General features: G+C 70.8%; 22 protein-coding genes and 1 pseudogene. 13 read left to right on the forward strand and 10 right to left on the reverse strand.

The features are described 5' to 3' along the window. Positions 1–34: 34 nt before the first annotated feature. The 3 genes from AB0B98_RS19840 to AB0B98_RS19850 all read right to left on the reverse strand — a co-directional run bounded on the left by AB0B98_RS19840 (position 35) and on the right by AB0B98_RS19850 (position 3,007). A complete protein-coding gene (locus AB0B98_RS19840) occupies positions 35–760 on the reverse strand; it encodes a methyltransferase domain-containing protein (RefSeq protein WP_357364356.1) in 726 nt (241 codons plus the stop codon). Positions 761–1,022: 262 nt separating this feature from the next. Continuing rightward, positions 1,023–1,331 carry a hypothetical protein gene (locus AB0B98_RS19845; RefSeq protein ID WP_124822832.1) on the reverse strand — a complete coding sequence of 103 codons (309 nt, stop codon included), beginning with the start codon at positions 1,329–1,331 and terminating at the stop codon, positions 1,023–1,025. A 38-nt stretch (positions 1,332–1,369) separates the two neighbouring features. After that, a complete protein-coding gene (locus AB0B98_RS19850; protein ID WP_357364358.1) occupies positions 1,370–3,007 on the reverse strand; it encodes an ABC-F family ATP-binding cassette domain-containing protein in 1,638 nt (545 codons plus the stop codon). A 62-nt stretch (positions 3,008–3,069) separates the two neighbouring features. Between AB0B98_RS19850 and AB0B98_RS19855 the strand changes: the two genes are divergently transcribed. The 4 genes from AB0B98_RS19855 (at position 3,070) to AB0B98_RS19870 (ending at position 5,317) form a co-directional block, all read left to right on the forward strand. Next, entirely contained in the window at positions 3,070–3,840 is a 771-nt protein-coding gene (locus AB0B98_RS19855; protein WP_357364360.1) for an ROK family protein, read from the forward strand. Between the two features lie 129 nt (positions 3,841–3,969). After that, a complete protein-coding gene (locus AB0B98_RS19860) occupies positions 3,970–4,338 on the forward strand; it encodes a tetratricopeptide repeat protein (protein WP_112584722.1) in 369 nt (122 codons plus the stop codon). A 116-nt stretch (positions 4,339–4,454) separates the two neighbouring features. Continuing rightward, on the forward strand, positions 4,455–4,709 hold the full coding sequence (locus tag AB0B98_RS19865; RefSeq protein WP_007465523.1) for a Smr/MutS family protein: 255 nt from the start codon (positions 4,455–4,457) through the stop codon (positions 4,707–4,709). Positions 4,710–4,750: 41 nt separating this feature from the next. Beyond that, positions 4,751–5,317, forward strand: coding sequence for an NUDIX hydrolase (locus tag AB0B98_RS19870; RefSeq protein ID WP_357364362.1), 567 nt, complete (start codon positions 4,751–4,753; stop codon positions 5,315–5,317). On the opposite strand, the pseudogene AB0B98_RS19875 reads toward AB0B98_RS19870, so the two are convergent. Further along, positions 5,318–6,112: pseudogene (locus AB0B98_RS19875) on the reverse strand (XRE family transcriptional regulator); the annotation flags it as partial. A 65-nt stretch (positions 6,113–6,177) separates the two neighbouring features. Between AB0B98_RS19875 and AB0B98_RS19880 the strand changes: the two are divergent. Then, a complete protein-coding gene (locus AB0B98_RS19880; RefSeq protein ID WP_357364364.1) occupies positions 6,178–6,396 on the forward strand; it encodes a hypothetical protein in 219 nt (72 codons plus the stop codon). A 47-nt stretch (positions 6,397–6,443) separates the two neighbouring features. On the opposite strand, the gene AB0B98_RS19885 is transcribed toward AB0B98_RS19880, so the two are convergent. Together AB0B98_RS19885 and AB0B98_RS19890 are read right to left on the reverse strand one after the other, a co-directional pair. Continuing rightward, positions 6,444–6,788, reverse strand: a complete 345-nt coding sequence (locus AB0B98_RS19885) for a hypothetical protein (protein WP_357364366.1) — start codon at positions 6,786–6,788, stop codon at positions 6,444–6,446. A gap of 163 nt (positions 6,789–6,951) precedes the next feature. Continuing rightward, positions 6,952–7,446, reverse strand: coding sequence for a GNAT family N-acetyltransferase (locus tag AB0B98_RS19890; protein ID WP_357364368.1), 495 nt, complete (start codon positions 7,444–7,446; stop codon positions 6,952–6,954). A gap of 210 nt (positions 7,447–7,656) precedes the next feature. On the opposite strand from AB0B98_RS19890, the gene AB0B98_RS19895 reads away from it, so the two are divergent. Next, entirely contained in the window at positions 7,657–8,154 is a 498-nt protein-coding gene (locus AB0B98_RS19895; protein WP_357364370.1) for an NUDIX domain-containing protein, read from the forward strand. An 83-nt stretch (positions 8,155–8,237) separates the two neighbouring features. Here AB0B98_RS19895 and AB0B98_RS19900 read toward each other — a convergent pair whose 3' ends face one another. Continuing rightward, positions 8,238–8,924, reverse strand: coding sequence for a hypothetical protein (locus AB0B98_RS19900; RefSeq protein ID WP_357364372.1), 687 nt, complete (start codon positions 8,922–8,924; stop codon positions 8,238–8,240). Positions 8,925–9,006: 82 nt separating this feature from the next. Continuing rightward, a complete protein-coding gene (locus AB0B98_RS19905; protein WP_238666906.1) occupies positions 9,007–9,255 on the reverse strand; it encodes a hypothetical protein in 249 nt (82 codons plus the stop codon). Between the two features lie 194 nt (positions 9,256–9,449). Between AB0B98_RS19905 and AB0B98_RS19910 the strand changes: the two genes are divergently transcribed. Together AB0B98_RS19910 and AB0B98_RS19915 are read left to right on the forward strand one after the other, a co-directional pair. Beyond that, positions 9,450–10,250 (forward strand): proline hydroxylase, encoded by an 801-nt coding sequence (locus AB0B98_RS19910; RefSeq protein WP_357364374.1) that lies wholly within the window; start codon positions 9,450–9,452, stop codon positions 10,248–10,250. 16 nt (positions 10,251–10,266) lie between these two features. Next, positions 10,267–11,208, forward strand: coding sequence for a threonine/serine dehydratase (locus AB0B98_RS19915; RefSeq protein ID WP_266304376.1), 942 nt, complete (start codon positions 10,267–10,269; stop codon positions 11,206–11,208). Positions 11,209–11,212: 4 nt separating this feature from the next. Here AB0B98_RS19915 and AB0B98_RS19920 read toward each other — a convergent pair whose 3' ends face one another. Next, positions 11,213–13,363, reverse strand: a complete 2,151-nt coding sequence (locus tag AB0B98_RS19920) for a tetratricopeptide repeat protein (RefSeq protein WP_357364377.1) — start codon at positions 13,361–13,363, stop codon at positions 11,213–11,215. 281 nt (positions 13,364–13,644) lie between these two features. Between AB0B98_RS19920 and AB0B98_RS19925 the strand changes: the two genes are divergently transcribed. After that, complete coding sequence (locus AB0B98_RS19925) at positions 13,645–14,133, forward strand: hypothetical protein (protein ID WP_357364379.1); 489 nt, start codon at positions 13,645–13,647, stop codon at positions 14,131–14,133. An 88-nt stretch (positions 14,134–14,221) separates the two neighbouring features. Here the strand turns inward: AB0B98_RS19925 and AB0B98_RS19930 are convergent, their stop codons facing one another. Continuing rightward, entirely contained in the window at positions 14,222–16,594 is a 2,373-nt protein-coding gene (locus AB0B98_RS19930; protein WP_357364483.1) for a M28 family peptidase, read from the reverse strand. A 338-nt stretch (positions 16,595–16,932) separates the two neighbouring features. Here AB0B98_RS19930 and AB0B98_RS19935 point away from each other — a divergent pair, with 338 nt between their 5' ends. Genes AB0B98_RS19935 through AB0B98_RS19950 form a run of 4 tightly spaced genes read left to right on the forward strand, consistent with a single transcriptional unit; the run spans position 16,933 to position 21,113 of the window. After that, the gene (locus tag AB0B98_RS19935; RefSeq protein WP_238667156.1) at positions 16,933–18,132 is read left to right on the forward strand and encodes a fused response regulator/phosphatase; all 1,200 of its coding nucleotides are present in this window, start codon (positions 16,933–16,935) and stop codon (positions 18,130–18,132) included. Beyond that, positions 18,129–19,862 (forward strand): ATP-binding protein, encoded by a 1,734-nt coding sequence (locus AB0B98_RS19940; RefSeq protein WP_357364380.1) that lies wholly within the window; start codon positions 18,129–18,131, stop codon positions 19,860–19,862. Before AB0B98_RS19935 ends, AB0B98_RS19940 begins: the two co-directional genes overlap by 4 nt. Next, a complete protein-coding gene (locus AB0B98_RS19945; protein ID WP_357364382.1) occupies positions 19,859–20,311 on the forward strand; it encodes a response regulator in 453 nt (150 codons plus the stop codon). Before AB0B98_RS19940 ends, AB0B98_RS19945 begins: the two co-directional genes overlap by 4 nt. After that, positions 20,304–21,113: an inositol monophosphatase gene (locus AB0B98_RS19950; RefSeq protein WP_357364384.1), complete on the forward strand. Its 810-nt coding sequence runs from the start codon at positions 20,304–20,306 to the stop codon at positions 21,111–21,113. Before AB0B98_RS19945 ends, AB0B98_RS19950 begins: the two co-directional genes overlap by 8 nt. Positions 21,114–21,134 lie beyond the last annotated feature (21 nt).

Below are 21,134 nucleotides of genomic sequence, written 5' to 3' on the forward strand. Positions count from 1 at the left end.
ACGTGGGGTGGGGTGGGTGGGGTGGGGTGGGTGGTTAGTCGAAGAAGCGGGCTAGGTGGGACTGGGGTGCTGGGTCGGCGTCCGGGGGGAGGGGCGTCAGGTCGGCGAAGATCGAGGCGCCGTCGCAGCCTGCGTGCAATGGGTACCAGCGCGGCGTGCCAGGTGGCCGCAACTGACAGATCCCCTTGAACGTCTGCACGTCCATCAGCCGGACGTGGGTCGGGTCGGCCACCGCGTTCACATGCCCCCACCAGGGGCTCATCACGTGCAGCACCCCACCCGGGCGGAGCACCCGGTGACACTCGTCGACCAGTGGCAGGAAATCGATCAGGTGCTCCAGGATGTGCACCGCGAAGAGGACGTCCACCGAGTTGTCGGCGAGCGGCAGCGAGCCGGACAGGTCCGCCACGGCATCCACGCCGGGCGCCGGGTAGATGTCCAGCCCCAGGTTGCCCGACCACTGCTTGGTCGGCCCACAACCGAGGTCCACCACCACCGGCGGCCGCCCGCCGATGCCGACCCGGCACCAGACGCCGTAGACGCCGGCCAGCCGCCCCACCATGTCCCGCACCAGCCGTAGCTGGGCGGGTTCGGCCACGTCGCCGCTCAGATGGGCCACCCCCCGGTCGAACCGCACCTCGACCGCCAGGTCCCGCAACCGGTCATCGTGGCGGACCTGGTCCGCCCATGCCTGGGCGAGGAAATCGTCTATCGCCCGCAGCCGGTCGGCCGAGGGCGGAGTCTGTGCCAAAGCGACCATTCGGGCCACCTCCCGCCGCGCGATACCCGCAATCGCGCCCGTTATGCCCCGCTCGTCCACCTGGTCGGCGTGGCCCGCGCAACCGTGCGGTGGGCGTGTCGCAGGATGCGGGGCCAGGACGCAGTCATCTTGATGCCACACAGGCATCACGATGACTCTGAGGCATCAGGCTCAACGGAGACATCGGCTCCGCCCGCGCGCGGGGCGAGCCGCGAACGACCAACTCGGCTCATGCCACCGCAGTCGGCCCGGCGTGGTCGGGTCAGCCGGAGAGGGTGCGGCGGCCCCCGCGCATCCGCTGGCGAGGCGGCGGGTCGGCAGGCTTCGGCCGCTTGAGGTGGTAGCGGTGCAGTTCGTGGTTGCCGGGCAGGGAAGGGTCCTCGCTCATCGCGACCAACTCCCAGCCCTGGTCGCCGGCCCGGTTCAGGTGGGCCAGCGAGGTGTCGCCGTACGGCGTCACGTCGACCATCGAGCCGTCCGGCCCGTACCAGACGAAGACGACCTCCCAGCCGAGGTCGTTGGTCGCAGCCTGACGGCGGCGGACCAGCAGGGCGTACTCCCACTTGAGCATGGCGTCATTCTCACCCCGCGCCGGCCTGCGGGCACGGATCAATCCTCGGCGATCCGCCCGGCGTCGACCCGCAGTCGCCTGTTGGTCTCGATGGCGGCCAGCATCCGCCGGTCGTGGGTGACCAGCAGCAGCGTTCCGGGGTAGCTGGCCAGCGCCGATTCGAGCTGCTCGATGGCGGGCAGGTCCAGGTGGTTCGTGGGCTCGTCCAGCACCAGCAGGTTGACCCCGCGACCCTGGAGCAGGGCCAGCGCGGCCCGGGTCCGCTCACCGGGGGAGAGGGTGGCCGCCGGTCGGGGCACGTGCGCCGCCCGTAGGCCGAACTTGGCCAGCAGGGTCCGCGCGTCCGCCGGGGACAGGTGGGGTACGGCCGCCTCGAACGCGTCGATCAGCGGTACGTCGCCGAGGAACAGCCCGCGGGCCTGGTCCACTTCGCCGACCACCACGCCGGGCCCGAGCGAGGCGGTGCCGGCGTCCAGCGGTAGCCGGCCCAGCAGCGCTGCCAACAGTGTGGACTTGCCCGAGCCGTTCGCCCCGGTCACCGCGACCCGGTCCGCCCAGTCGATCTGGAGGTCGATCGGGCCGAGGGTGAAGCCACCACGGCGTACCACGGCTCCGCGCAGCGTGGCCACGACGGCGCCGGCGCGGGGCGCGGCGGCGATCTCCATCCGCAGCTCCCACTCCTTGCGGGGCTCCTCGACCACGTCGAGCCGTTCGATCAGCCGTTCGGTCTGCTTGGCCTTGGCGGCCTGCTTCTCGCTCGACTCGCTGCGGAACTTGCGGCCGATCTTGTCGTTGTCGGTGGCCTTGCGGCGGGCGTTCTTCACGCCCTTCTCCATCCACCCACGCTGGGTGCGGGCCCGAGCCTCCAGCCCAGCCTTGGTGTCGGCGTACTCCTCGAAGTCCGCGCGGGCGTGCCGGCGGGCCACCTCGCGCTCCTCCAGGAAGGCCGCGTAGCCGCCGCCGTAGTGGTTGATCTGCTGCTGCGGCAGGTCCAGCTCCAGCACCCGGGTCACCGTGCGGGTGAGGAACTCCCGGTCGTGGCTGACCAGCACCGTGCCGGCCCGTAGTCCGGTGACGAACTCCTCCAGCCGTTCCAGGCCGGCCAGGTCCAGGTCGTTTGTCGGCTCGTCGAGCAGGAACACGTCGTACCGGCTGAGCAGCAGCGACGCCAGCCCTGCGCGGGCCGCCTGCCCGCCGGAGAGCCCTGTCGTCGGGTGGTCAAGGTCGACGGCGAGCCCCAGGTCGGCGCTCACCTGCTCGGCGCGTTCGTCCAGGTCCGCGCCGCCGAGCGCGAGCCAGCGCTCCAACGCGTCGCCGTAGGCGTCGTCGGCACCCGCCGCCCCGGCGGTCAGCGCCTCGGTCGCCGCGTCCAACGCCAACTGAGCGGCGGTCACCCCGGTCCTGCGGGCCAGGAAGTCCCGTACCGTCTCGCCCGGCCGCCGCTCCGGCTCCTGCGGCAGGTGGCCGACGCTCGCGGTGGGCGGGCTCAGCCGCACGCTGCCGGCCTCGACCGGCAACAACCCGGCGAGGGTACGCAGCAGCGTCGACTTGCCGGCCCCGTTCGGCCCGACCAGCCCGACCACGTCGCCGGGGGCGACCACCAGGTCCAATCCGGCGAAGAGTGGTCGGTCACCGTGCCCGGCGGCCAGGTCCTTGACGATCATCGTGGCGCTCATCAGGACGGCAGCCTATCCGGCCGCCCGCATACCACCGGCCGGCAGCGGGCAGACTCAACGGCGTGGTGACCACACTGGCGATCGACTGTGGCGGCGGGGGCATCAAGGCGTCCGTGCTCGACGAGGCGGGAACGATGCGGGCCCGGCCGTTGCGGGTGCCCACCCCGTACCCGTTGCCGCCCGCGCTGTTTGTCCGGACCCTGCTGGATCTCGGCGGTCGCCTGCCGACTGCGGACCGGCTCACTGTCGGCGTACCCGGGATGATCCGGCACGGAGTGGTGGTGAGCACCCCGCACTACGTGACCCGCAACGGCCCCCGCAGCCGGGTCGACCCGGACCTGCAAGCCGAGTGGTCCGGCTGGGACGCCCGCGGCGCGCTGGCCGACGCGTTCGGGGTGCCGGCGCTGGTGCTCAACGACGCCGAGGTGCACGGCGCCGGAGTGGTCGCCGGCACCGGCTGCGAGCTGGTGCTGACCCTGGGGACGGGGCTGGGCAGCGCGCTTTTCGACGGCGGCGTCCTCGCGCCGCACCTGGAGCTGTCGCACGCGCCGGTGCGCTGGGGCACCACCTACGACACGTACGTCGGCGAGCCGGAACGGCGGCGGCTCGGCGACGCCTTCTGGTCCCGTCGGATCCGCCAGGTGGTCGACGGGCTCCGCCCGGTGTTCCGCTGGGACCGGCTCTACCTGGGTGGGGGCAACTCCCGACTGATCCGGCCCGAGCAACTGGCCCGGATGGGTGACGACGTGGTGGTGGTGCCGAACACCGCCGGAATCGTCGGCGGTGTCCGCGCCTGGGAACTTTCCGCCGGACGCCGGGACGCCCGCACCTGACCGTTCGACGCCCCTCAGCGGCCTTCGGTGGCTGGAACTGACCCGATCTCGACCCCGGGAACAGTCGCCAAACTTCCGGTGTTGTGCCAGCGTCGGAACAGGTGACGGTGCGACCCGAGGAGGTGGCAGATGGATCTTCTGGCGGACTACCGGCGGGCGACCATGTTCTTCGAAACCGGTGACCCCAGCGGGGCAGCCCGACTGCTGGAGCCGATCATCGACGCCGAACCCGGCAACGCGGCGGTCCGGCAACTGCTGGCCCGGGCGTACTTCCAGTCGGCCCAGCTCAACCGGGCCGAGGAACACCTGCGTGAGCTGGTCGAACGGGACCCGAGTGACCACTACGCGCACCACGTGCTCGGTCGGACCCTCGAACGGCTGAACCGACACACCGACGCGCTGCGGCACCTGCGGATCGCCGCCGCGATGTACGCGGCCAACGACGACTACCGGACCGCGCTGGAGCGGGTGGAGACCCGCCTCGGCGGCAGGCGCTGAACGTGCGGCGTGACACGGCAGGGGCGGTCCTTCGGGGCCGCCCCTTCGTCGTCGGACGACCTGGCGGAGGTGCCTAGGATGGCGGACATGGGACCTGACCTGCCGGGGGCTGCGGCATGAAGCTCAAGCTGGACCTGCACGAGATCTTCAACAAGGGCCAGGACATCGATCGCGCCCTGCGCGGGATCATGGACGAGGCGGTGGCGAAGAAGGCGACCCTCGTCGAGATCATCCCCGGCAAGGGGTCCGGTCAGCTCAAGAAGCGGGTGCTGCGGTTCCTCGACCAGAAGGACGTCAAGCAGCTCTACCACCGCGTGGAGAAGGACTCGAAGAACTTCGGCCGCCTCTTCGTCCACTTCCGCTGGAAGTGACGAGGGCACGCCGTCCGTGCCAGCGGTCGGATACTGGGCTGGTGACGGAGGAGCAGGGTACCGAGCCGACGCGGTGGACGATTCACGGTGAGCGGGTGGTGGATGGCAGCCGGCGAGCGCGGCTGAGCATCGCCGACGTGGAGGTGCCGGACGGGGTCCGTTTCGAGCAGTACGTGATCCGGGCGCCCCGGTCAGCCATGGTTGCGGTGCTTGACGAGCAGGAGCGGCTGCTGCTGATGCGGCGGCACCGGTTCGTGTTCGACCGGTGGGTGTGGGAGCTGCCTGGGGGTTATGTCGACGACGCTGAGCAGCCTTCGGCATGCGCGGTCCGGGAGGTCGAGGAGGAGACCGGGTGGCGTCCGGGTGCGGTGGAGCCGATGCTGTCGTTCCAGCCGTGGGTGGCGACCGCGGACGCGGAGAATCTGTTGTTCCTTGCGCGCGACGCGATACACATCGGTTCGCCGGTGGACGTCAACGAGGCCGAGCGGGTGGCCTGGATGCCGTTGGCGGAAGCGCGGGACCTCGTGTCCCGGGGTGAGATCGTGGGCTCCGGCACGGTGATCGCGGTGTTAGAGCTGGTCGCGCGCAAAGCCCGGGGTGAGCTGTAGTCAGCGGCGTTGACCGAGGGCCATGTCGACACGGTTGATGAAGTGTCGGACGGCTGGCCGGCGGCCGTGCGCTGTGAGTTTCGTTTGCAGGTCGCGTAGGTACCGGACGGCTCGGGCTGATCGCAGTTGAGAGGTCAGCGTGAGGGCTTTGGTCCCGATGACGCTGGCGCGATCGGGTTCGGCGTTGTGGGCGTGGATGGATGCGAGGAGAGTGAGGTTGAAGGCCTTGCCGCGTATGTAGCGTTCGTCCATGTGCAGTGAGCGGACGGTGAAGCGTTCGGCCTGCTGGTGGTGGCCGAGAGCATGGAAGCAGTGGCCGAACTTGGCTGACAGGTATGCCTCGTCGAAGTAGCCGAGCCATTGCGGGTCGCTGCTGCGGTCGGCCCGGTCGAGGGTCTGTTCTGCCTGGTGCAGTGCGGTGGTGCAGGCGCGTTCGTTGCGCGCGGCGGCGTGGGCATGAGCTTCCATGACCAGCGCCTCGGCGGTCAGCACCGCGAGGCCGGCGCGTTGTGCCGTCTGCCGGGCGGCGCGGGCGAGATCGACGCCGGCGGCATTGTGGCCGAGGTAGGTGGCTTGGTGGCTCATCGCCGCGAGGATTTCGGCGCCGAGCCCAGCATCGTCGGCAGCTCGGGCGAGGTCGAGGGCGTGGGTGAGGTAGCGCTGGGCGAGGCCGTGTTCGGCCGTGTCGTATGCCTGCCAACCGGCGAGCTGAGTTAGCTCGGCGACGGCGGCCAGCAGCTTTCGGCCGGTCGTCGGATCGTAGCGACCCTCGGTTAGAAGGGGCGTGACCTCGCGAGTCGAGGTCAGCCGTAAGGGCGAGGCGCAGGCGGGACGCAATGTGCTCCCATGATCGCGTGCCAATGAAGTCACTGATCCGGGCAAGTAAATGGCAGTTCGCATGCGGTGCCCTGATGTGGGCCTGTGGTGCCGCACTCATGCAGTACGTCATCTGGAGCGGAGCGGCGGCGGCGCTTTTCTTCGTGGGCCTGATGGCCTCGGGGGCTGGTGCTGGCATCGCCGGTGCCGGCATGCGCATGGCGGCAAAGCGCCAGGCAGCCAGTAGCCGTCAAACTTACTGAGAGGCTTTGGCTGGGCCTCGGGCGCTCCGTGACGCGAGCGGTGACGGTCAGAGGCTGGCGATGAGGAGTCCGCACACGGCCAGCGGAAGCACCGCGGACAGGCTGCCCAGCATGGCCGACGAGCGGATCCGGGTACGGGCGACGAGGACCGCGAGCATTGCCAGGCTGACCAGCAGCGCGAGGAACAGCGCGGGCGTAGCCGTGTAGAGCCCGAAGAGCAGCGCCCGCGACCGTTCGGAATCGCATACCTCGCCGCAGCCAGCCGGGACCGACCCGGAAAGCGTGCTGAGGAACAGGCCGAGTGACACGACAACGGCGACGTACCAGCCGACCAGCACCAGGAAGGATGAGCGCGCATCAACGAGATGTGTGCGTGACGGTGCCAGAGTCATGACCGAAGTATCCGCCATTGCGCGAGCCGGATCAGCCCCCGAAGGTATGGGCGCGGGAGCCGTGGCCTGGCCGGGCGGCGGACCAGCACTGCGGTCGGCCAGCATCAACGCCAGTTGATCGTTACGCCTGCCCAGGAGTGACTTGGCTGTGGCGCCACACGCGTCAGGCCCCGATCTCAGCGACCATCGTGTCCGCGTCCTCGAACGACTCGACAGTGCGAAACCCTTCAGCGGCGTACAGCCTTGCAGCGAAGTTCGCCCGCTCCACGCTCAGCGACACCGTGCGGATGCCACGCTCTCGTGCGGCCTGCAGGACGGCGCGCAGAAGTGCTCGACCCACACCTCGGCCCCGCCAGGTTTCCACCACGCCGAACGTCAGCTCGGGCACGTCGTCCCTCACGTATCCGTAGCCCGGATCGGCGGAGGTCAGGAATCGGAACCAGGCCGCCCCGACTGGACGATCAGTCGGGGCGACCGCAACCAGGCCGAAGTCGTCTGGCCGCATCCAGCCGGTGACATAGTGAGCCAGCGCAGGGTTCGCCAGGATCTGTTCGTGCGACCAGTTGCGCTCAGGCAGCCAGTTCACGGCCTCCACGAGCATGTCGACCAGGAATTCGGAATCAGCCGAGGTGGCCGCGCGGATGTCGAGGTCAGTCACCGCCGAAGCCTCGCACAGAGATCGAACAGAGCCAAGATCATGCCGTCTCCAGGCCGGCTGGCGGCAACGGAGATGCGTGGGAGCGGGCATGGGAAGCCCGATCGACCTACGAGCAGGAGGCGGCGGTTGGTTGGTTCATGGCCGCGGGCGAATCAGACCGCTGTGCCGTCGCGGGCGTCGACGGTGATCGTTGACCCGTAGGGTGTCCTGATGTCGACGGTGAACCTGCGGCGATCGGCGCGTGCGGTCGTCGTCGATGAGGACGACCGTGTTCTGCTGCTACGACTCGCCATTCCCGATCCCGCTGGCACGATCGTCGTGTGGATCACTCCCGGGGGTGGCGTCGAAGACGGCGAGACGCCACTGGCCGCCCTGCGGCGAGAGTTGCGCGAAGAGGTCGGCCTTGCTCTCGATGCCGACCCGCCTCAGGTCTGGCGCCAGGAGATAGTCGCCGCCGGGTTCGCACCCGGTCACGATGGCATCGTGAACGACTACTTCCTCCTTCGGACCGCCTCGTTCACGCCGCGCGGTTCGATGAGCGATGAGGAACTCGCCGCCGAGCACGTCATCGGCTGGCGTTGGTGGTCGCTGTCGGAGATCCGGGATCACCTCGGCCCGGAACTGTTCTCGCCCCGAGACCTTGCCACACCGTTGGCCGCACTGATCGTTGGCGGAGTGCCAACCCAACCCGTCGCGCTCGGCCTGTGAACCACACCCCTGCCGGGACCAGCTACAGCGGCCAGCCAACGATAGCGACCCTGCGGCTTAGGTACACCGCTCCGACGTAAGACTCAATCTAGCTTCTGGCGGCGTCTGCGCTCGATGTCCCGCTGGACTTCGGGATCCCACAGGGACGCGTTCCAGTCCTCCGGCTGCGTCTCGATGTCGAGCGCCAACCGGGCGGGCTGGCTTTCCACCTGTCCCGGCCGAGCTTCGTCCATGCGGAGTGGCGCGATGCTCGGACCGGCGGCGTCGTTCTGGTCTGCGGGGGTGGCCGGGTCAGTGAGCCGGCGCATGGCTCTCCGGTGGGTGATCAGGGCGCCGATGGCGAGCAGGATCGCCGCGATCGCCCGGACGACATGGAAGGCGGTCGGGGTCTTCATCGGCAGGAGGTACGACAGGAACAGGAGCAGAGCACCGGTTCCGACCGCCCAGTGCCGGACCGTCGCCGCGGCGATCGACTGTGCGTCGATGACCCGCTTGGTGACATTCGACCAGGTGAAAAAGGCGGCGAAGAGGGCCAGCGGACCGGCGATCGACAGGGCGCTGATGACTCCGCCGCTTGGCGGCGTCAGCAGGTCGGCGGTGATCGCGGCTCGGACCAGCGAGAGCCCTGCGAAGAGCGCCGCGAGCGCCAGCAGCGCCCACTGGGCCGCCTGCCAGTGCGCGGGTGGCTGGGGCGGCGGCGCGACGCCGCCGAGACAGGTGTGCCCCTGCCCAGGATGGTCGAGCTGGCTCCCGCAGTTCGAGCAGTTCATGCTGCACCGTCCCCCGTGCTAGCTGCAGCGACGCGTCAGGCTAGCAGCGCTGTCGGGGCGCTGGGGGTAGCTGTGTGGAGGGTCAGCCCGTGAGGGCGTCGGCGCGGGTGCCGTGACCGGTGGGGCGTCGGGACCAGCACTGTGGGCGCTGTCGGACGGCGAGCTCCAGAGCCTGATGATCGGACTCGATCATTTCCCGGGCTATTCGACGCGCCATTTCCAGGCGGTCGACGTGCATGTCAAGATCCGTCGGGCCGGCGCCTGCCATCTCGAACTCCTTGTCAGCGTTCGAACTAGTCGCATCATGCGTCACGCCGAGAATCGTCACCATTCCCCGATCGGTGGAAAGCTTCCGCCGTACGGTTCGGTGCCGCGTACCCCGGTTGCGCCGATGGTAGCGGTGGCCGCGCCAGATCGCCCGGAACTGCGGATACCTCGTCTTGCCCGCGCTTTGTACATTGCACGGTGCGCGGGTCGGGGGGCGCGACAAGTCCGGTGAGGGATCTTCGTTACGGGAGGACCGCCGTGCAGCATTCGAGCACTACCGATCCCTTGTTCGTCGCCGTCGAATCAGAATCGATCACCCGTGCGGATGTCGCCGGGCTCATCGCGGGGCGGCTGGCCGCCGTACGGGTGCCGGGGTTGCTCTCCGCGGCCCGCTGCCAGGCGATCACCGCGGCGCTCGCGAACGCGCCGATGGACCGCTACGACGAGAGCCGGGTCTTTCCCGTCGTCGCCAAGTTCGGTCCGGCCATCAACGACCACCGGGCCGCCGGTGAACTCCGCGAGGACTACTGGGAAGCCGCCCACGCGGCCGAGAAGAACTGGTCGACGCTGGGCCTGTCGGACTCCCCCCGGGACCTGTGCCTGGCCGCGTTCCGAGGTGCCTGGCCGAACGTGGCACCCGGGCGGCGGCAGGGTCGGGAGATGCACGTCGGCATCGTCCGCGAGATCAACGCGGGGCTCCAGGTGCACTTCGACGACGCGGTACGGGAGTACGCGGGCCGGCTGCTCGACAGCGAGGTGGTGGCCCAGTTGGCGTTCAACATCTACATCCGGGTGCCACCGGCCGGTGGGGAGACGGTGCTGTGGCGGCGGCGCTGGCAGCCGGACGACGAGCCGTTGCGGGTTCCCGGCGGGTACGGCTTCCAGGAGGCGGTGGCGGCCGACACGCAGTCGCTGACGTTGCGCCCCACGCTCGGGGAGGGCTTTCTGTTTGATCCGCGGCACTATCACACGGTGCGTCAGGCGTCGGATGGCCGACGGATCTCCATAGGATGTTTCGTCGGGCTCACCGACGACGGTCGACTGGCCCTCTGGTCGTAGTGAAGGGCGTTTCCCCATGGTGGACAGAAGCGACGTCGAGGCGGCCGCGGCTCTTGTCGAGGGGCGGGTCCGGGAAACCCCGGTCATCGCCGTCGACGGCGCCGATCTGGGTGTGCCCGGGCAGCTCAGCCTCAAGTTGGAGCTGCACCAGCACACCGGCTCGTTCAAGCCGCGTGGCGCGTTCAACCGGATGCTCCAGGGGTCGTTGCCCTCGGCCGGGGTGATCGCCGCATCGGGTGGCAACCATGGCCTCGCGGTCGCGTACGCCGCCCGGTCGTTGGGTGTGCCGGCGGAGGTCTTCGTGCCGGTCACCGCCTCGCCGGTGAAGGTGCAGCGGTTGGCCGGGTTGGGCGCCCAGGTGCGCCAGGTGGGCCAGCACTACGCGGAGGCGTTGGCGGCGAGCACCCAGCGGGCCGGGGAGACCGGCGCGTTGGTGGTGCACGCGTACGACCAGCCGGAGGTGGTGGCCGGTCAGGGCACCGTCGGCCGCGAGCTGGAGCGGCAGGTGGGCGGGATCGACACAGTGCTGGTGGCGGTCGGTGGCGGCGGGTTGGTGTCCGGTATCGCCAGTTGGTTCGGTGGCTCGGTACGTGTCGTGGCGGTCGAGCCGGAGCAGATCCCCACCCTGCACTCGGCGCTCAAGGCGGGTCGGCCGGTCGACATCGAGGTGGGTGGTATCGCCACCGATTCGCTGGGTGCCCGGCGGATCGGCGAGATCGCCTTCGACACCGCCCGCCGGACCGAGGTGGTGTCAGTGCTGGTCCGCGACGAGGACCTGGTGCGGGCGCGCCGGTTGCTCTGGTCGGAGCTGCGGGTCGCGGCCGAGTTGGGTGGTGCCGCCGCGTTGGCCGCGCTGGTCGGCGGCGCGTACGTGCCGCAGCCGGGGGAGCGGGTGGCAGTGATCATCTGTGGTGGCAACACCGACCCGAGCGACCTGGGCCCGGCCGCGCCGCACTGACCGGTCAGTCGCCGTCGCGCAGCCGGCGCAGCGCGTGCTCGACCTGGAGAGTGTCCAGGTGGGTGTCGCCGAGGAGTCGCCGACGGTCGGCCAGCAACCGCTCGTACACCTCGATCGCCGCGTCGACCTGCTCGTCGAGCAGCAGCACCAGGGCCAGGGTGGAGCGGATGGCGAGCACCTCGCTGCGGTCGGCGTGCCGGGGTTCCACGGTGGCCAGTGTGGCCCGCAGCTCGGCCTCCGCCTCGGCGAGCCGGCCCTGCGCCTGCATGCATCGGGCCAGCGTGTGCCGGGCCTGCCAGGTCTCCGGTTGGTTGAGCGGCCACAACCGGTAGCGGACCTCCAGGATGGCGTGCAGCATCTCCTCGGCCTCGGGCGCCCGTTGCTGGGCCAGCACCGCCAGCGCCAGGCTGTGCCGCATGATCATCGTGTCCCAGTGTTCCGGGCCGCGTACCTGGTCCTCGGCGGCGACGATCTGCCACAGCTCCAGCTCGGCCTCCGGCCACTGGCGCTGCGCCATGATCGCCTTGGTGAGCTTGTGCCGGCTGGCGAGGGTGTCGGCGTCGTCGCTGCCCAGCACCCTGGTGCGGTCCGCGATCACCTCGCGGAGCACCCGGTCGGCCATCTCCGGTTGGTTGCGCTCCAGCCAGGTGCGGCCCAGTTCGTGGCGCAGCGCCAGCACCTGCGGTCGGTCCAGGTCGTGGTCGTACGCGGCGCAACCGCGCACGATCGGGTCGAGGATGTCGAATGCCGACCCGGGTAGGCCGACAGCGATGAGGTAGCGGGCGGTGAGCCGGGTCAGCTCCAGCGCGCGGCGTACCGTCTCGGGGTCGTGCTTGTGTTTCTGCGGCACGAGGTATTCCCGCACGGCCTCGACCAGGTGCGGCACCAACACGTCCCAGTTGGTCCAGGCCGCCGAGTCGTCCGGGTTCTGCCCCTCGGTGGCGGCGAGCAGCAGTTTCATGACCAGCCCGTGGTATTCGGCGATCTGCTCACGCACCTCGTCGCGGTCGCGGAACATCGCGTGCACCAGTGGGTGTAGCGAGAGCACGTGCGCGAACGCCGGGTCGGTGACGTCCTCCTGCACGTCGAAGTCGACGAGGGCCAGGTTGCCGATGCCCTCCAGCACCTTCACCCGCTGCCGGCCGGTTAGCCCCTTGAAGAGCGGCGACTCGGCCAGGATGGCCGGCTTGAGCACCACCTCGTAGGGCACCGGGGAGATGCTCAGGCAGGCCAGCACGTTGAGCAGTGGTCGGCTCTGTTGAAGTTGGCGGCGGGCCAGCAGGTCCAGTGAGATGTCGTCGACCTCGCGGACGATCTCCAGGCCGAGGGACTCGTCGAGGTCGACGTCGGCGGCGTCGCGCGGTGAGCGGAACCGACGTTGCACGGCCGTCCGGTAGTCGGCGAAGGTGGTGATGGTGGATGACCCGCGCCAGACCGGGCTGGCGTTCACCGACCGCAGGTAGTTGCCGGCGGCGCGCAGCGCGAGGGGCAGCCCGCCCAGCTCCCGGGCGAGTTCCCGGGCGTCGGCCGGGCCGCCGGCCTGCGCGCCGGCCCGGTCGATGAGCACCTGCGCGCCGGCGTCGGCGTCGAGCGGGCGCACCTGGTGCAGCACCGACCAGGTGCCCCAGGTGGCCCGGTTGCCGTCCCGGCTGGTCACGATGACCATGCCGTCGTCGGCCTCCGGGCTGCGCAGCCAGCCGGTGCCGTCGGCGAGCACTCCGTCGGTGGGGCCCAGGCTGGCGGGCTCGTCCGCGCTGTCGAAGATCAACAGCCAGGGCTGTGCGGCCTGGTTGAGATAGCGCCACACCAGGTCGGTGGCGCTGATCATCCCCGCCCAGGCCTGGTCGACCTGGGTCTCCGACGCGCCGAGTTGGCTGACCACCTCCCGCATCCCGGAGTTGAGCCGCCCGGCCTGCACCCACCAGACCGTCCGGCCGTCGGCCCGCGCCCGGCGGGCGATCTCCAGAGCGACGTGGCTCTTGCCGGAGCCCCCCATGCCGCACAGGATGTGCACAGTGGGCCGGCCCTGGGCGATATCCGCCGGTTGGACGATCTCGTCGATCAGGTCGTCGCGCCCGTGCAGGGGGCTGTCCAGTCGCCCGAGCGGTGGATCGACGGAGACCCGACTCGGCCGGTCGTACGCAGGCCGAGGCACGCCGGCATCGTCGGGTGGAACGTCCGCAGTCAATGCGGTCCCCCTTCGGTGGCGAATTCACAATGGGTCGGCGGCTAATGATCCTTTCCATCTGGTGGACAGTCGGAGGGATTGCCACGCGCACCACGTCGACCGCAAGCGTATCCATCCCCGTACTGGGTTGCACACTCTCCGTTCAGGCCGCCCGGCTGACCAGAATCGGTGCCGGAATTCCCAATTCGCCGCTGATTCCGGCCGATCCGCCGTGCGCGCCACTCGACACGGGCATCCACGATGGACTTATGAACTGGCCGCCAATCCACCACGTCATCGACTGGGGTTCCGTGCCGGACTGGTTCGGCGCGGTCGGCTCCATCGCCAGTGTGCTCTTCGTCTACCTCGGATTGCGGCGGGAAATCCGCGCCCGCCGCAACGACGATCTGCGGGTCCGGGCCACCCAGGCTCGGCTGATCTCGGCGGTGGCCGAGATTCGCGGCACCTCGGTGCTGCGGGTCGCCGTGGCCAACGAGAGTGACGCACCGGTGCTGGACGTGGTGGTGCTGACTCGACTCGTTCCGCCCGACGATCCGGACGCCCCGCCGGTGGTGCTGGCCGCTGCGAAGGAGGTCCGTCGGATTCCCGGCCGGGACGTGCACGACCTGTTCGTCACCGTCGCGGCGGAGCACCGGCTCCGCGCTGCCGACACAGTTCTGGTGGACCTGACCTTCACCGACCACGACGGTAATCGTTGGCACCGGATCGGTGCCGGCCAACCCGAACCGGTGGGCTGACCGAATCGACGCCAGGTGGCATTTCCGGTCGCGAGGAAAGGTGGTGGTCCGGCGGTTGAATCGCTCCGCCGGACCACCGGGCCGTCCGTCAGATGGGATAGGTGCGGGCGACCGCCAGCATCTCGGAGGTGTGCGACCCGACAACGCCGACGGCCGGCGGTCGGGGGCGGAAGCCGGGCAGCCCGTCCAGCCCGTCACTGGCGTCCATTACCCGAATCGGCACCGGCGCCGCGGACCGCTGCAGCGTGAGCGTGATCTCGACACCTTCCGGGGGCGGAGCATGGAAGACCACTCCGAAGCCCCACCGGCGCCCACCCTGCTGTGCGGGCACCGTGCGGCCCGCCACCTCGGCCCGCAGCACCCGGGCGGTGACCGTCTCGACGTGCAGGGTGGCGACCCGGACCGCCCGCTGCGGAGTGAGTCGCAATCGCAGCGTGCGCTCGTCGGCGACGGCGCTGTCGGCGAGCACCTCCAGCTTCGGCGCCGGCAGGTTCGCCGCCTGCGCCGGCCCGGTCCGTAGCGCGTCGCCGCCGAGCCCGGGGAAGTCGTCCTCGACGCTGGTCACCACGTCCACGTAGCCGTCCGTCCACGGCTGCGGGTCGGTTTCGTCGCTCAGCCAGCGGGCCTGGCCAGTGCCGGCGTCCATCGCGTACATCAGGTGCGTCGGGGCGGGGTGGGCGGCGTCGAAGCGGTCGACGGCCAGGCCGACCCCGGCGAGCACCACCGCCGCCACCGCGGCGGCGCCGGCCGGCAGCACCGCGAGCCGCCGGGCCCGCAGCGCGAGCAGACCACGCTGGCCGCCGGCCTGCGGGTGTAGCAGGTCGACCACCGGCAGGGCGACCAGGCCGAGCAGCACCGCGACAAGCGCGGCCACCCCACCCATGCCCATCCCGAGCGCGGGGAAGAGCAGCACCACTGTGGGCAGCAGGATGACCACACCGACGGCCGTTGCGGCGGTCACGGCCACCACCGGCCACGGCCCGGTCTGCCGGGTACGCAGCGCGACCAGCCCACCGAGCGCGCCGGCCAGCGCCGGCAGTGTGGTGAGGTACGCCCCACCCGGCACCGCCACGGCGAGCAGCACTCCGAGCCCTGCCAGCCAGGCCAGCCCGCCGATGGCGAGCGCGGCCGGGCCGATCCGGCGGCGGGTCAGCGCGTACCAGGTGAACAGGATGGCGGTGGCGAGCGCCAGGACGGCCAGCCGGTACCAGATCGGTCGGTACGGGTCGAGCAGCTCCGCGTACCCCGGTCGGATCGCGGTGATCGCCAGCCAGAGCAGTTGGGCGGCGACCGGCGCGGCGACGATCGGCACCAGGGCCAGTGCGAAGCCGGCGGCCAGCCTGCCGATGCTGGCCCGGCCGCTCCGGCGGGTCACCCAGCCCAGGGCGGCAACCAGTGCCACCGCGAGCAGGGCCAGCGGCAGTGTGAGCCAGCCCGGGTAGCGGACCAGCCCGCCGGGAACGGGGAAGTACGTGGCGTCATGCCCGGAGCGCAGGTTGGTCAGGTCGGTGCCACCGAACTCCCGGGCCAGGCCCAACGCGTTGTCCCCGTGCTGTTGAAGGCTGCCCCGGTCCATGGCGGCCGGGGTGTCCAACGGCGTGTGGTAGATCGCGCCCCCGTCGATGTACGCCGAGTTCAGCCCGACGAACTTGTGATCGAGGAAGGCGGTGAAATCGGTGTCGTTCGGCAGCGCGCGGTAGATCTCCACCGCGAACGAGGTGCCGACCGGGTGGGGGGCGGCCCGGCCGAAGATGTCCACCAACTTCGCGTTGTTCCGGGACGTCTCGAACATGATCACCGGCCCGGTGGAGCCCCGCGCCTCCAGGTTGAGCACCACACCGCCGTCGGCGGCCAGCGGGTGACTGGCGGCGAACGCGGCCGCGCCGCAGAGGCACGCCTCCTCGGCGTCGGTCAGCACGAAGACGATGTCGTTGCGCGGCCGAGGGCCGGTGGTCAGCGCGCGGGCCACCTCCAGGATGGTCGACGTGCCGGCCGCGTCGTCGTTGCCGCCCGGCCCGGTCTGTACCGAGTCGTAGTGCGAGACCAGGAAGACCCGACCCGTCGAGTCGGTGCCGGGCAGCCGGGCCACCACGTTGCGGACCCGGGCCACTGTCGCCCCGCCCGCGGCCCCGCTGAGCTGACCAGCCTCCGGTGCCACAGTGTCCTGCACCTCGGTCTCCAGGCCCAGCCCCCGCAACCGCTGCTCCAGGTGCGCGCGGACCTGTTCGTTGGCCGGGCTGCCGGCGACGTGCGACCGGGCGGCGATCACCTGGACGTCCTCGTACGCGCGGCCGGCGCTGAACGCGTCAGCCGGCGCGTCGGCCGACTTCGGGGCCGGGGTGCGCAGGTCGAGCAGACTGCCGGCGGCGACCGCGGCCAGCGCGGCCAACGCCGCCGCGGCGGCCACGAGCCGCCGACGCGGCCGGGTCAGCGCGCGGCTGGCAGGGGGTACGCCCGGAATCGGACGGGTCGGCGTGCCCGTCGTGGCCGGGGTGGTGGGTGCGCCCACGGGGACTCCTCGGGGGGTGGTGGGGCCTGGGGTGGGATCATCCTGCCCGTCGGTGGCTGCGGATGGGATGGCCGGTACGTCCCGTGTCCGTCAGCCGCCCGGTTTGTCCACGGCCGAGCAGTGACGCGCCCCATCCCCGCCCGCGCCGCAGGCATCGTGTTGTGTGCGACCGTTGTCTAATACAGGATCAGCAGGGCACTCGGAAGGAGCCCGACATCACCAGCGAACTCCCGCGTCTCGCGGCGGTGACCCGGCCGCACCGGGGGGCCGGCTTGGCCGGTTCCCCAGTTGTGCCGTACCCGCACGGTGGCCTGGCGCGGCACGCCAACCTGCCGCCGGGTGAGCGGTTGCGGGTGCTGCTGGTGGAAGACGACGAGGGCGACGCCTTCCTGGTCGGTGAGCTGCTCGCCGAGACGAACTCGATGATCGACCTGCTGGTCGCCACCAGCCTCCGGGAGGCGCGGCAGCGGATCAGCGGCGTCGACTGCGTCCTGCTCGACCTGGGCCTGCCCGACGCGCAGGGGCTGGACGGGCTGCGCCAGGTGTTGGACATGTCCAGCGGCGCCGCGGTCTGCGTGCTGACCGGGCGCACGGACGAGCACCTGGGCGTCGTGGCGGTCGCCGAGGGCGCCCAGGACTATCTGGTCAAGGGCCAGGTCGACGGGGTGCTGCTGACCCGGGCGCTGCGCTACGCCGTGGAGCGTAAGCGCGCCGACGAGAACGCCCGCCGGTTGCGCGAGGTCGAGCTGCGCCAGGCCGAGTCGGCCCGACTCGAACGCGGCCTGCTGCCCCAACCGCTGATGACGACCGACCTGGTCGCGGTGCACACTTTCTACCGGCCGGGCCGGCACGCCGCGTTGATCGGCGGAGACTTCTTCGACGTGGTGCAGACCCACCCGGACCGCCTCGACCTGATCGTCGGCGACGTCTGTGGGCACGGGGTGGACGAGGCCGCGCTCGGGGTCGAGCTGCGGGTGGCCTGGCGGGCCCTGGTGCTCGCCCGGGTGCCGGACGACGAGGTGCTGCCCGCCCTGGAGCAGGTGCTGATGAGTGAGCGCCGCCTCCAGGAGATCTTCGCGACGGTGGCCACCGTCAGACTGGACCTGGACGCCAACCGGGCCACCGTCCGACTGGCCGGGCACCCGCCACCGCTGCTGCTCTCCGGCGGCCGGGTCGCCCCGGTGCCCGCGCCCGGCGGCCTGCTGCTGGGCGTACGACCTCGCCGGCCGATCGCCTACGACCTGGAGTTCGACACCGATGACTGGTCCCTGTTGATGTACACCGATGGCCTGATCGAGGGGCGGGTGGGCGCCGGCAACGAACGGCTCGACGTGCCCGGCCTCAGTGGCTTGCTGGGCGAGCCGGCCAACCATTCGGTGTCCCTGCCCGAGCTGCCGGCGTGGCTCGTCGGGCGGGCCGAGCGGCTCAACGGTGGCCCGCTCGCCGACGACGTGGCCATGCTGTTGGTCAGCCGGGGCGGTGGCCGGTGAAGCCGGTGGTCGGCGGCTGGAGTCTGCGCCGCCGGGTGATCACCCTGCTCGCCGTCGTGGGTTTCCTGTTGGTCGGGTTGGCCGGCGCGGAGGCGGCGATGGCCGCCCGCAACCGCACCCAGATCGACGCGGTCCTGAACGAGACCGGCCCGTTGCGGGTGCAGTCCCAGGAACTGCTCAACGCGCTGCTCGACCAGGAGACGGCGATCCGCGGGTACGCGGTCAGCGGCGACCGGGACGACCTGAACCCCTACCGGGAAGGGCTCGCCCAGGAGCAGAGCGTCGTCGCCTCGATGCGGACGCTGCTCGACGACTATCCGGAGATCAGCCAGGAGCTGCGGACCGTCGAGGAGCGTGTCACGCAGTGGCGACAGTCGGTTGCGGAGCCGGTGATCACCACCACCGAGCAGAGCGGCACCAACGCCGGCCAGGCGTTGGTCACCGAAGCGGCCCGGCAGCAGTTCGACGAGGTGCGCTTGGCGGTGAACGACCTCCAGGAGGAGGTCCTGGCCGCCCGGGAGCAGACCGCCACCAACGTCCGTACCAGCAGCAACATCCTGGTTGTTCTCCTGATCGTCGCCGCGCTGGTGGTGGTCGTCGCCGGGGCGGTGCTGCTGCTCTCGCTGGACCGGATGGTGGTCCGGCCGCTGACCGGCCTCGCCACCCAGGTCCGCGAGGTCGCCGAGGGCGACTACCAGCACCGCATTGCCCCCCTCGGTCCGCCGGAGTTCATCCGGCTCGGTGAGGACGTGGACGCGATGCGGCAGAAGATCGCCGCCGACCTGGCCGAGGTCCGGGCCGCCCGCGAGCGCATCGAGTGGGTCAACAGTCAGCTCCAGAAGCAGGCCGAGGAGCTGACCCGGTCCAACCGGGACCTGGAGCAGTTCGCGTACGTGGCCTCGCACGACCTGCAGGAGCCGCTGCGTAAGGTCGCCAGCTTCTGCCAGCTGCTCCAGCGCCGTTACGCCGGGCAGCTCGACGAGCGGGCCGACCAGTACATCGCCTTCGCTGTGGACGGCGCGCAACGGATGCAGCGCCTGATCAACGACCTGCTCGCGTTCTCCCGGATCGGGCGGCTCACCACCGGCTTCGTCGAGGTCGACCTCAACAAGGTGATGGGCGACGTGGCCGGCCAGACCGAGGCCGCCCGGCAGTACGCGGACGCCGAGTTGACCTGGACCGGTCTGCCGGTGATCTCGGGTGAGGAACCGTTGCTCACCAACCTGCTGGCCAACCTGGTCAGCAACTCGATCAAGTTCCGGCGCCCGGACGTGCCGTCGAAGGTGCACGTCTCGGCCCGCTTGGTGGGTGCCGAGTGGGAGATCACCTGCCAGGACAACGGCATCGGGATCGAGCCGGAGTTCGCCGACAAGATCTTTGTGATCTTCCAGCGGCTGCACTCGAAGGACGCGTACCCGGGCACCGGCATCGGGTTGGCGATCGTCAAGAAGATCGTCGAGTACCACGGCGGCCGCGTCTGGGTGGACACCGACGTGCCGGAGGGCACCGCGATCCGGTTCACCCTGCCGGCACTTCCCGAGGACGTCGCGGCGGCGGAAGCCGCCGATTCCGCCGGGGAGCCGAACGCCCCGACAGCGGGCGACGCGACGCCCTCGACCGAGGCTCCGGCAGCGTTGACGGAGCAGGCCGACGGGCCGGACCAGCCGGACCGGGCCGACGAGACGCTGGAAAGCGGTAGAACGGGTGACATGAGGGAGACGGTGGGATGACCGCGCCGGCGGATGGCAAGAGCCCGATCGAGGTCCTGCTCGTCGAGGACGACCCGGGTGACGTGCTGATGACCCAGGAAGCGTTCGAGGAACACAAGCTGCGTAACCGGCTGACCGTCGTCTCCGACGGGGCCGAGGCGCTCGCCTACCTGCGCCGGGAAGGCCAGTACGCCGACGCGGTGGCGCCCGACCTGATCCTGCTCGACCTGAACCTGCCCCGGCGCGACGGCCGGGAGGTGCTGGAGGAGATCAAGAAGGACGAGACCCTGCGTCGGATCCCGGTGGTGGTGCTCACCACCTCGCAGGCCGACGAGGACATCCTGCGCAGCTACCAGCTGCACGCCAACGCCTACGTGACCAAGCCGGTGGACTTCGAGCGCTTCATCTCGGTGGTCCGTCAGATCGACGAGTTCTTCGTCAGCGTGGTCAAGCTGCCGCCGCGTGGCTGACACCCTGTTGGACGACGTCGGCGACCTGCTCTGGGAGGCCGCCGACCAGGTCGTGCTGCCACTGTTCCGCAAGCTCGACGACGACGACGTGTCGGAGAAGGCACCCGGAGAGGTGGTCACCGTCGCCGACCGCCGGGCCGAGGAGCTGCTCTCGGCGGGGTTGCGGCGACTGCGGCCGGGTTCGATGGTGGTCGGCGAGGAGGGCGTCGCCGACGACCCGGGGTTGCTGCGGCATCTGCGCGACGGCGGGGACGTCTGGCTGGTCGACCCGGTCGACGGCACCGCCAACTTCGCCGCCGGTCGCCGCCCGTTCGCCCTGATGGTGTCGTTGCTGAGCGACGGTCGGCCGAGCGCCGGTTGGATCCTCGACCCGCTCGCCGACACGCTCGCCGCAGGTTGGGCGGAGGAGGGCACCCTGCTCAACGGTCGGCCGGTCGACGGCGCCGGCGCGGTGCCGCCGCTCGGCGAGCTGCGCGGCGCGGCGATGACCAAGTTCCTGCCGCCGGAGACCCGCGACCGGGTCCGCGCGGGCGGTCGGCGGCTCGGTGAGCTGCTGCCCGGTCTGCACTGCGCCGGTCGGGAGTACCTGGATATCCTCACCGGCGAGCAGCAGTTCGTCCTCTTCTGGCGCACCCTGCCCTGGGATCACGCCCCGGGCACCCTGTTGGTCCGGGCCGCCGGGGGTGTCGCCCGCCGGTTCGACGGCGTCGACTACCACCCCGCCGACGACGGCCGCGGTCTGCTGGTGGCGGCCAACGAGCAGGTCTGGGCCGAGGTGCACGACGCGCTGCTCACCATCTGATCGGCGCGCTGCGCGACCCCG

Source organism: Micromonospora sp. NPDC048947, from assembly GCF_040649495.1.
In the GTDB taxonomy this organism is placed as follows: Bacteria; Actinomycetota; Actinomycetes; order Mycobacteriales; family Micromonosporaceae; genus Micromonospora; species Micromonospora alfalfae.